The organism is Planctomycetia bacterium, assembly GCA_034440135.1.
Classification (GTDB): Bacteria; Planctomycetota; Planctomycetia; order Pirellulales; family JALHLM01; genus JALHLM01.
The window spans coordinates 1-8,779 of sequence record JAWXBP010000345.1; the positions used below are offsets into that span (position 1 = coordinate 1).

Below are 8,779 nucleotides of genomic sequence, written 5' to 3' on the forward strand. Positions count from 1 at the left end.
AGAAGTTGCCGCTCCAACAGGAGATGATCTTCGCCAGCACCGGCACGAAGAAGAAGGAGGACCCCGCCTGGAAATACGTCGCCGCATTCGCCGGCAGTGACATCGAAACGAATCCGCCGGCCACGAACGACGCCGTGGAAAAAAGCGACCGCACATTCACCCGCGAGGTCGACCAGCTTCCGCCCGCCGCGGTGCTGGAAGAAATCGATCGCCTGGTTGATATCCAGAAGCTCGAAGAAACGCTGATGCGCGAAGGCATTCAAAAATTCGCCGATCCTCAAAAGGCGCTGTTGAAGTTGATCGCGCAGAAGCGCGGCGCTCTGGCGGCTAAATAGGAGGAGCGGGAGGTGTTAAGGAGAAGAGGCGTCAAGGAGCAAAGTAGCTCCTCGCTCGACGTCTCCCCTTCTTCCTTCTTTTCTCCTCTACTCCTTTACTCCTACTCCCCCTCCTCCAATCCTCACCCGCCATGACCGCCGATCCCTACGCCAATTGCCCTTGCGGTAGCGGCAAGAAACTCAAGTTCTGTTGCGGGCCGCATTGGCCGGAGATCGAGCGCATCGAGCGGTTGTTCGATTCGCAGCAAGATCTCGCCGCGCTCGACGCGATCAACAAGTTGGAAGCCACGCTGCCGCACCACGCGCATTTGATGAACATGAAGATCGACCTGCTCTTCGCCCAGGGACGGCGCGAAGAAGCGGAAGCGCTCCAGAAAGAATTCATCGCCGCACATCCGGACAACGTCAACGCCCGCTATCGCCGCGCGGCGGAGTTGCTGGACGCAGGCGAAATCGAACAGGCCGCGCGTCTCTGGTACGACACGTTCGCCTCGACCGGTAACACCATGACCGGCGTCGGTCTGGTCGTGGCGCGCGCGACGGCCACCGCGGCATTGATGGCCGGCCACTTCGCCGCCGGCCGCACGTTGCTGAATATCCTGATGGCGCTCGATCCCAAGGACACTACGATTCGCGATCTGGCCGTCCAGATGATGAGTGCCGACGGCCAACCGCCGATCTGCCGAGAACTGCCGCCATTGCGCCAGCGCCCCGTCGACCCGCGTTGGAATGACGAGTTCGCCGCCGCACTGGCGCCGACGCCGTTGGCTGATTTCCCGCGCGCCGAAGCGCTCTTCGCGGTCCTCAGCGAAAAGGCCGCGAACGAACCCGCGGTTTGGGGAAACTTGGCCCTGCTGCGCGCGATGTTGGCGAATCCGCAAGGTGCGTCCGAGGCCTATGCGCGCTTGGCCGCTTGCGACATTCCCTGGGACGACGCGGTCGAGGCCGAGGCGTTGTCGGTCGTCTACCGGCAAGATGCGTCCGGCGCGATTGTCGAAATCCTCAAGGCCGCTTTTGAACTATCCGACGTCGACCGCGCGCTGGAACTGCTGTCCGCGGAGAAACGCTGCGGTCGCCTGCCAAGCGAAATGCTGCGTCGCGACGATGAGGATGGGCCGCCTCCCCGCGCTGCGTTCCTGTTGTTGGATCGCCCGCAGATCACCGACGCGTCCCAGGTGGAAGCCCATGACATTCCCGTCGTCGGCGGCGAGATCTCCATCTTTGGCAAGGAAACCGATCGCCCCGCGCGGCTAGTGCTTGGCGCGTTCGGCCAGCCAGCCTTCGACCAGGCGATTGCCTCCGTGCGTCAGTTGCTCGGTGAACCGCTTCCCCCGTTCGGCGAACGCGAGATCGTCGGCTCGATTCTGGCCGAGCAACACGCCATGAGCTGGCGCCCGCATCTGCCGGCGACCACCACGGCCGATCGCTATTACGAACTACAAGTCGCGCACGAACGCCTCGCCGTTCAAAAAAATTGGCCTGACACGCCGAATCTGGCTCTCGACGGCAAGTCGCCCCGCAGCGCCGCGAGCGATCCCGCGCTACGCCGCCGGCTGGCCGCTGCCCTCTCCCTGCTTGAACTCTCATCGCAATCGCTGCTCGCGCCAGCGGATTTCGCGCCGGTCCGCGCGGAGCTCAAGTTGGAGGCTCCGGCGCCCATCGATCCCACCGCTACTGCGGCGGATGGCACGCCGATCCCCATTCCGGTGATGCGCTTGTCCAGGATCGACGCATCCAAGCTCAGCGATGAAGACCTGTTTCATGAATTGGATCGCGCCGGCGCCTATGCCGCGAGCGCATCCGTCGCTCATCTCGGCGCCGAAGCGCTGCGCCGTCCGAGCGTCACCGGCGAAACGCGGATGCGCGTGCTGCTGCTGATCGCCCGAAACGCGTCGGATTCGCGGTCGTCCGTCAAATACATTCAAGAGATTCAGCGGCTCGCGGTGCAAGCGAAGACTTCGCCCGCGCCGTTCCTGATCATGGAACTGCGCGTACGGCTTTCGCGCCGCGAACCGGAAGAAATTCAACGCCTCCTGCAAACGCTCATGACCAAGCACGCCCGCGAGCCGGGCGTGGCGCAGGCCGTGGGGACGATCCTGCAAGAGCTTGGCCTGGTCGGCCCCGACGGTCGGCCGACAATGCCGCCCCCCGGCGCAGCGTCCGCAGCCGCGGAAGATCCAGGCCAGTTGTGGACGCCCGAAAGCGCCGCCGCCAGTCCGGCCAAAGGCGGCCTCTGGATGCCCGGGATGGACTGATTTCGACCAGGCGTGGCAAACCGAGAACACTGTTGCTGCCACGCCACACGCGGCATCCGGTAAGACCTGCAGGAGGCGACCGCGCCGCCGATTTCTGCTGCGCCGTGGAAGCCCCGCGCACGGCTGTCCATCGTTCGGCATGCTAGGCTTGCGAAGTCCTCTCATCCATTGCGCGGCCCTTCCGCCGCGGCACGCATCCGTTCGGAGATTCGCCTTGAGCACCGCCATACTGTGCGCTCCCGCTGCGCCCACGAGACAGGTTGACGACGAATCCAGCATTCGGCTCTCGGAAGTCATGGCGTCCCTGTCGTGTGCGCTCGATATCACCGAAGGTCAGCCGGAAGGGCACGCGGCGCGCACCGCGCTCATCGGCATGCGCATCGCCAGCGAGATCGGCATGACGGCCGTGGATCGCGGCGCGCTTTTCTACGCCCTGCTGCTCAAAGACCTGGGCTGTTCCAGCAACTCGGCGAAGATGGCGTACCTGTTCGGCGCCGACGATCAGCGCCTTAAGCGCGATGTGAAGACCATCGACTGGCCGAAGATGCAACAGAGTTTCCGCTATCTGGTCTCGCATGCACTGCCCGAGGCGCATCCCTGGGAACGCGCTATGCGCATTGTCTCATTGGTGTTGCAAGGTCCGAAGGGGCCGCGGCAGTTAGTGGAAACGCGCTGCGAGCGCGGGGCATCGATCGCCCGTTCACTCGGCTTCCCTGAAGCCACGGCCGTCGCCATTCGTCAGCTCGACGAACATTGGAACGGCAAAGGCCATCCCGACGGCTTGAAGCGCGAGGAGATTTCACTGGGCGCCCGCATCGCGAATCTCGCGCAAACCGTGGAAGTCTTTTTCCGCGAGCGCGGCCGCGACGCGGCGCTGCAAATTGCGCGCGATCGCCGCAAGCGCTGGTTCGATCCCGAACTGGTCGACGCCTTTCTCGGTCTCCGCGACGACGTCCCCTTCTGGATGCACCTTGCCACGCCTGATCCGATGTCAGCGGCCGCGCGGCTCGAGCCGCGGGACGTGGCGCGCTATGTCAGCGAAGCGGAGTTGGACCGCATCGCCGCCGCCTTTGCGCAAGTGGTCGACGCCAAGAGCCCGTGGACGTTCAAACACTCCAGCGGCGTCGCCAAGATCGCCTCCGGCATCGCCTCGACGATCGGCTTCGACGCCGAAGACGTGCGCCGCGTGCATCGCATGGGCTTGTTGCACGATCTCGGCAAGCTCGGCGTCTCCAGCATGATCCTCGATAAGCCCGGCAAACTCACCGAAGAGGAGTTCGCCGCGCTCCGCGCCCATCCGGCCGATTCGGAACGCATTCTGGAGCGCGTCTCCTGCTTCGCCGCGTACGCGCCGCTCGCCGGGGCGCACCATGAACGACTTGATGGACGCGGTTACTTCCGCGGCATTCGCTCAGGCGATTTACCGCTGGCCGCGCGGCTCATGACCGTTTCCGATATCTACGAGGCTCTGACCGCGGCGCGTCCTTACCGCGATGGCATGCCGCAAGAAAAGGCGCTCGCAATTTTGCAAAAGGATTCCGGCAAAGCAGTCTGTAGCCTTGCCTGCGAGGGGTTGGTCGCCTATCTCAAACGCGAGGAAGTCACCAACCGTGTCGACGACCAGCTGCGGTCCCTCGACAGTTTGCTGAACGAACTTTCGGGCGAACACCAGGTTCCTTTGGGACCAGCCTGAAAAAGTCGCCGCAGGTGACAGGACCGCACCTTGCGCGCGAGCCTTCCAGGCGTGCGGATTCGTCACACGATAACTCCCCTGCATGACCGTGCAGTTACACCCAAGCCAGGGAGGGCTCGATGGTGCGGCGGACCTTCGTAACGACGTGCGCGCGTTTCTTTCAACGCGCGAAAACGCGTTGTGGTCGAATTCTGACCATCGCCGTTGCCGTGGTAGCGAGTTCGCAATCGGCCAGTATCGCTTTCGCCACCTGGCTGGGTGAGATCGAAGAACCAGCGGTGGTCGAGCAGCCGGTCGCTGAGTCGTATCAAACGACCGATTGCGAATGTGCGCCGCAGCTCGCCGACGCGTGTTGCTGCCCGGACGACGGCCATTCTTTCAGCGTTTTCCTTGGGTTGGAAGGTTCCAAGCAGCCGCAGGACTTCGGCGTCAACGCGCATTTCGGCGGGCGTTCCGCGGTGAATTGGGGACTGCCCATCAGCCGGCGTTATGGCCTCGGCCTGCAACTCGGCACGGCCGTGAACGCCACGGCGAATGCCGTGCAAGTCGTCGAGCGCGTGGAAGGTTCCACTGGCCGCACGCAGAGCTTTACCACGGTCGGCGTGTTTCAACACACGAGCGGCGGGCTCGTCTGGGGCGGCGGATACGATTTTCTCTATCAGGATTACTACGACGAGTTTTTCCTCGGCCAGTGGCGCGGCACGGTCGGCTATGACTTGACGATGCGCGATCAAGTCGGCGTGCAGGCATCACTGCGCGACCGAGACGACGACGGCTTCTTCGGCGCGACCGCCGTCGAGTTGCGCCCGATCACTATGGGCAGCGTCTACTATCGCCACATCTTCGCCAGCGGCGCGCGGCTCGGCGGCTGGGGCGGCTTGGCCGATCGCCATTCCGAAGCCAATGCGGCGCTCGGCGACCTGCCCGCCAAAGACAATCCGTTCCTGTTCGGCTCGGACGTCTATGTGCCGCTGAACAACCACCTCGCATTGTTCGGCGAAGCGAATTTTATCATGCCCAGCGACACCGGCACGGTGGACGCCTACCTTGGCGTGGAGATCTACCCCTGGGGCGGCGCCCGTCGCGGCCGCAACGGCCGTTTCGCCCCGGTGCTGCCCGTGGCGAACAGCACGTCGTTCGCCGTGGATTTGCTCCGGCAATAGAGTCGTTCGTGATCGGCGCCGTGACACGTGCAGACATCATCGCGCTGTCATTCAAGCATGACCAAGCATTCGTGAAGCGGAAGAAAGGAATGCCTGGCGACATCCTTAGCCCCAAAGGGGCGAAAGATAATAGCCAGGGGTGCAAACCCCCCTGGACTTCGGGACCACCAGAGGGAATGAGCCCCATCGGGGCGACACAATTCCAGGCGAGCGGCCGATACAAAGTGTCGCCCCGGTGGGGCTCAAATCACGTCGCGTGCGTTTTCCAGGGGTTTGCACCCCTGGCTGTTATCTGACGCCCCGTTGGGGCTGCAATGTGCCCCATCATTTGCGAACTACCCGTCCCATTCGAACACGCGTTGGATTTCCGGCGCGCCGTATTGGGCGCCGCCGGTGAACACGTGCAGATTCGGTAGGATCTCCGCTTCGCCGGCGCCATGCGTGTGGCCGCAGAGCACGGTCATCTCGTGCTGCGGATGCGCAGTCATGATTTCGCGGAGCGCATCGCCGACCGCCTTGCAGGTGAAGTGGGGGAGCCACTCGTCGTCTGAGATGCGACCTTCGTACCAACACGCCTCGCGAAACGGCGGGACGTGTGTCAAGCAGACCACGTGCTTAAATCGCGACAACGCCGTCGGCAAGGCGCGCCGTACATGCGCGGCCGCTTCGTCGCCCAGTTGATGGAGTTTGCTGAGCCGCGTAACTTTATCGAGCGGCGCCAACTCCGTGATCAAACGGTAGTCGTTCAACATCACCAGCGAGCGCCAGTAATCGCCGTACCGCCCATCGGCCCAGCCGTCATGGCCGATGAGCCCCACGCCGGGCGCAAGTTCAATCGGCTCCGCGCGCGGCAGCCAAACCAGCCGCGGCGCTTCATCGCAGAGCCGCTCCATGTAGCGGCGCACGGTGTCAATCGAACTGAAGTAGTAATCGTGGTTGCCCAGCACGAAGTAAATCGGCTGAACCAACCGCTCGGCCATCATCCGCAAGTAGTTCGGCCCGTCCGGCCACTCGGAGATGTCTCCGCCCAAGAACACGCCATCGGTGCCGAGCGACCCGATGCGATCGAGAAACTTGCCCGTCGGCTCGTTTCCCGGGAAGTTGAGATGCAAATCCGTCAGCCAGACATAACGCTTCATGCCTGCCAGGCCTCGACCAGTTTATCGTGCGAGGCGTGATCCAACGGCGACGTCCGTCCGCACTGCGTGCAGATCGCTTTCTCGGCTGGATGCCCGCAATGCCCGCAGACGCCGTCATTCTCGAAGATGTCGATCGGCCGCTGGCAACGCTCGCACGGCCAGACTTTGCCTAACACGGGCCTTTCTCCGCACGACGGACAATGCACGCCCTCGCGCCGCGGCAGCGCTTCCAGCTTTCGTAGCATCGTACCGGTCCGCACGCCGTTCCAGGCTTGCAACATGAGAAAGCCAGCAATCACCGCGAGGAACATGTCGCCGAACAACAGCGCGATCACAATCATAGCCGCGCCCGCCAACGCTCCGACCCCGCCCGCAATCTGCAGGCTTCGGCCGCGACCGACTGCAAACCAGAGCAATGATTGGAAAATCTGCCCGCCGTCCAGCGGATAGAACGGCAACAGGTTGAAGATCAATAGACCAAGATTGATCCATGCAATGGTCGAGATGCATTCGGCCGCACCGGCACCGACAATCGCCTCGCCAGCCACTTTGGCCGCCATCGAGGCGCCGAAAAGTAGTGGCGCCAGTACGACGTTCACCAGCGGCCCCGCGGCAATGCTCCAGAGCACCGCGCCGGCGCGTGGCGGTGGTTCGACAAACGCGATCCCGCCCAGCGGCCAAAGCATGATCCGCTCGGCCTTGCCGCCGACGCTGCGGCAAGCGAACGCGTGGCCGAATTCGTGCAACAGCACGATGCCAAAGAGAGCCAAGTATTCGGCGACCGCCCAGACGGGTGGTCTATTCGCGTTAACGCGAGTTTGGATTGAGTAGGCCGCCACCAGCAGCCAAGTCCAGTGCAGGAAGACGTTAATCCCCGCGACGCGGAAGATCCGGAATGCCCCGCCTTGTATCAGTCCCATGACCTCTCCCTCGTTCCCGCCCAAGCCAATCGCCAGGGCGTTGGGAGATTATACGTCATCCGGCCAAAACGCGGCGGCGGCGGCGCGCTACCAGTTCAAGCCGAACTGCTCCCCCCCAGAGGCTTTGCCAACGCCGCCCTTCAAGGTGCCGGTGAACTTGCCTTTGCTCTTGATCGCCGGCTCGACCGGGGCGTCCGCATCTTCGGGCTTCTTGGACCCTTGCGACGCCCGCGATTGCAGCGCCTTGATCGACAAGCCGATCCGCTGCGCCTGTTCGTCGACGCTCGTCACCTGAGCATCGATCGACGCCCCTTCCTGCACGACGTCGCTCGCGCGCCAGACGCGTTGATGCGCCAGCTCGGAAATATGCACCAGGCCTTCGACGCCCGGCTCCAATTGCACGAACGCGCCGAACTCCATCAAGCGCGTCACAGTGCCGGTCACGCGCGAGCCAACAGGATACTTGCGCGCCGCGCCCGTCCACGGGTTCTCCATCAAGTCCCGGAACGCCAGGCTGATCTTGCCGGAGGCGGGGTCGATCTTCTGCACTTTGACCTTGATCGCCTGGCCGACCTCCAGCACGTCGCTCGGATGCTTCACGCGCTGCCAGCTCATCTGGCTCACGTGCAGCAACCCGTCGACGCCGCCGATATCGATGAACGCGCCGAAATCCATCAACTTAGTGACCCGGCCTTCTTTGATCTCGCCGACTTGCAGCGTGCCAAGCAATTGTTCCTTCGCCTCTTGCCGTTCGCGCTCCAGCACGCCGCGCCGGCTGAGCACCAGGTTGCGTCGCTCCGGGTTGGCCTCGGTGACGACGCAGTTCATTCGCTCGCCAACGAACTGCTCCATGTTCTCCACGCGATACGCCGCGATCTGGCTGGCCGGGATGAAGCCGCGCAGTCCGCCGACTTCGCATTCCAGGCCGCCCTTGTTGTGGCCGGTGATCTTCGCTTCGACGGTCATACCGTCGGTGATCTGAGACCAATCCTCGACGGTCTGCGCGCCGCCCAGCAATGTCGATAGATAGAGTCCCTCATTCGCGTCGAAGCGGCCGGCCTGCACCTCGACGAGCGTCCCTACTTCCACCGGCGTGGTGAATTGGCGAATCGAGATCACGCCTTGGTTGCGCCCGCCGAGATCGACGAACACGTCCTCGCCGTGGATCGACACGACGCGCCCGCGGCATTTGGTTTCCGGTTCGAGGACGTCGCTGGCCCCAGCCGTTTTCTTCGCGTCCGCGCCGAGCAGATCGTCCAGCGATTGCCCGCCGA

At 63.6% G+C, this 8,779-nt stretch carries 7 protein-coding genes; 4 read left to right on the plus strand and 3 right to left on the minus strand.

Going from position 1 to position 8,779, the window contains the following annotated elements:
• The 4 genes from SGJ19_20755 to SGJ19_20770 form a co-directional block, all read left to right on the plus strand.
• The coding region (locus SGJ19_20755) for a transaldolase family protein (GenBank protein ID MDZ4782684.1) at window positions 1-335 on the plus strand (335 nt) is incomplete at its 5' end.
• Between the two features lie 131 nt (window positions 336-466).
• A complete protein-coding gene (locus SGJ19_20760) occupies window positions 467-2,590 on the plus strand; it encodes a hypothetical protein (protein ID MDZ4782685.1) in 2,124 nt (707 codons plus the stop codon).
• Between the two features lie 214 nt (window positions 2,591-2,804).
• Complete coding sequence (locus SGJ19_20765) at window positions 2,805-4,283, plus strand: HD domain-containing phosphohydrolase (protein ID MDZ4782686.1); 1,479 nt, start codon at window positions 2,805-2,807, stop codon at window positions 4,281-4,283.
• 119 nt (window positions 4,284-4,402) lie between these two features.
• Window positions 4,403-5,446 (plus strand): DUF6666 family protein, encoded by a 1,044-nt coding sequence (locus SGJ19_20770; GenBank protein ID MDZ4782687.1) that lies wholly within the window; start codon window positions 4,403-4,405, stop codon window positions 5,444-5,446.
• A gap of 335 nt (window positions 5,447-5,781) precedes the next feature.
• Here the strand turns inward: SGJ19_20770 and SGJ19_20775 are convergent, their stop codons facing one another.
• The 3 genes from SGJ19_20775 to SGJ19_20785 form a co-directional block, all read right to left on the minus strand.
• Window positions 5,782-6,585, minus strand: a complete 804-nt coding sequence (locus SGJ19_20775; protein ID MDZ4782688.1) for a metallophosphoesterase — start codon at window positions 6,583-6,585, stop codon at window positions 5,782-5,784.
• Window positions 6,582-7,505 carry a site-2 protease family protein gene (locus tag SGJ19_20780; GenBank protein ID MDZ4782689.1) on the minus strand — a complete coding sequence of 308 codons (924 nt, stop codon included), beginning with the start codon at window positions 7,503-7,505 and terminating at the stop codon, window positions 6,582-6,584. The genes SGJ19_20775 and SGJ19_20780 overlap by 4 nt, the downstream gene beginning before the upstream one ends.
• Window positions 7,506-7,592: 87 nt before the next feature.
• On the minus strand, window positions 7,593-8,779 hold a 1,187-nt coding region (locus SGJ19_20785; protein ID MDZ4782690.1), incomplete at its 5' end, for a S1 RNA-binding domain-containing protein.

What these genes read in the sequence shown, in the direction of transcription:
- SGJ19_20775 (MDZ4782688.1), bottom strand. Translation starts at nt 6,585, where the DNA reads ATGAAGCGTTATGTCTGGCTGACGGATTTGCATCTCAACTTCCCGGGA.
- SGJ19_20780 (MDZ4782689.1), bottom strand. Translation starts at nt 7,505, where the DNA reads ATGGGACTGATACAAGGCGGGGCATTCCGGATCTTCCGCGTCGCGGGG.
- SGJ19_20770 (MDZ4782687.1), top strand. Translation starts at nt 4,403, where the DNA reads ATGGTGCGGCGGACCTTCGTAACGACGTGCGCGCGTTTCTTTCAACGC.
- SGJ19_20760 (MDZ4782685.1), top strand. Translation starts at nt 467, where the DNA reads ATGACCGCCGATCCCTACGCCAATTGCCCTTGCGGTAGCGGCAAGAAA.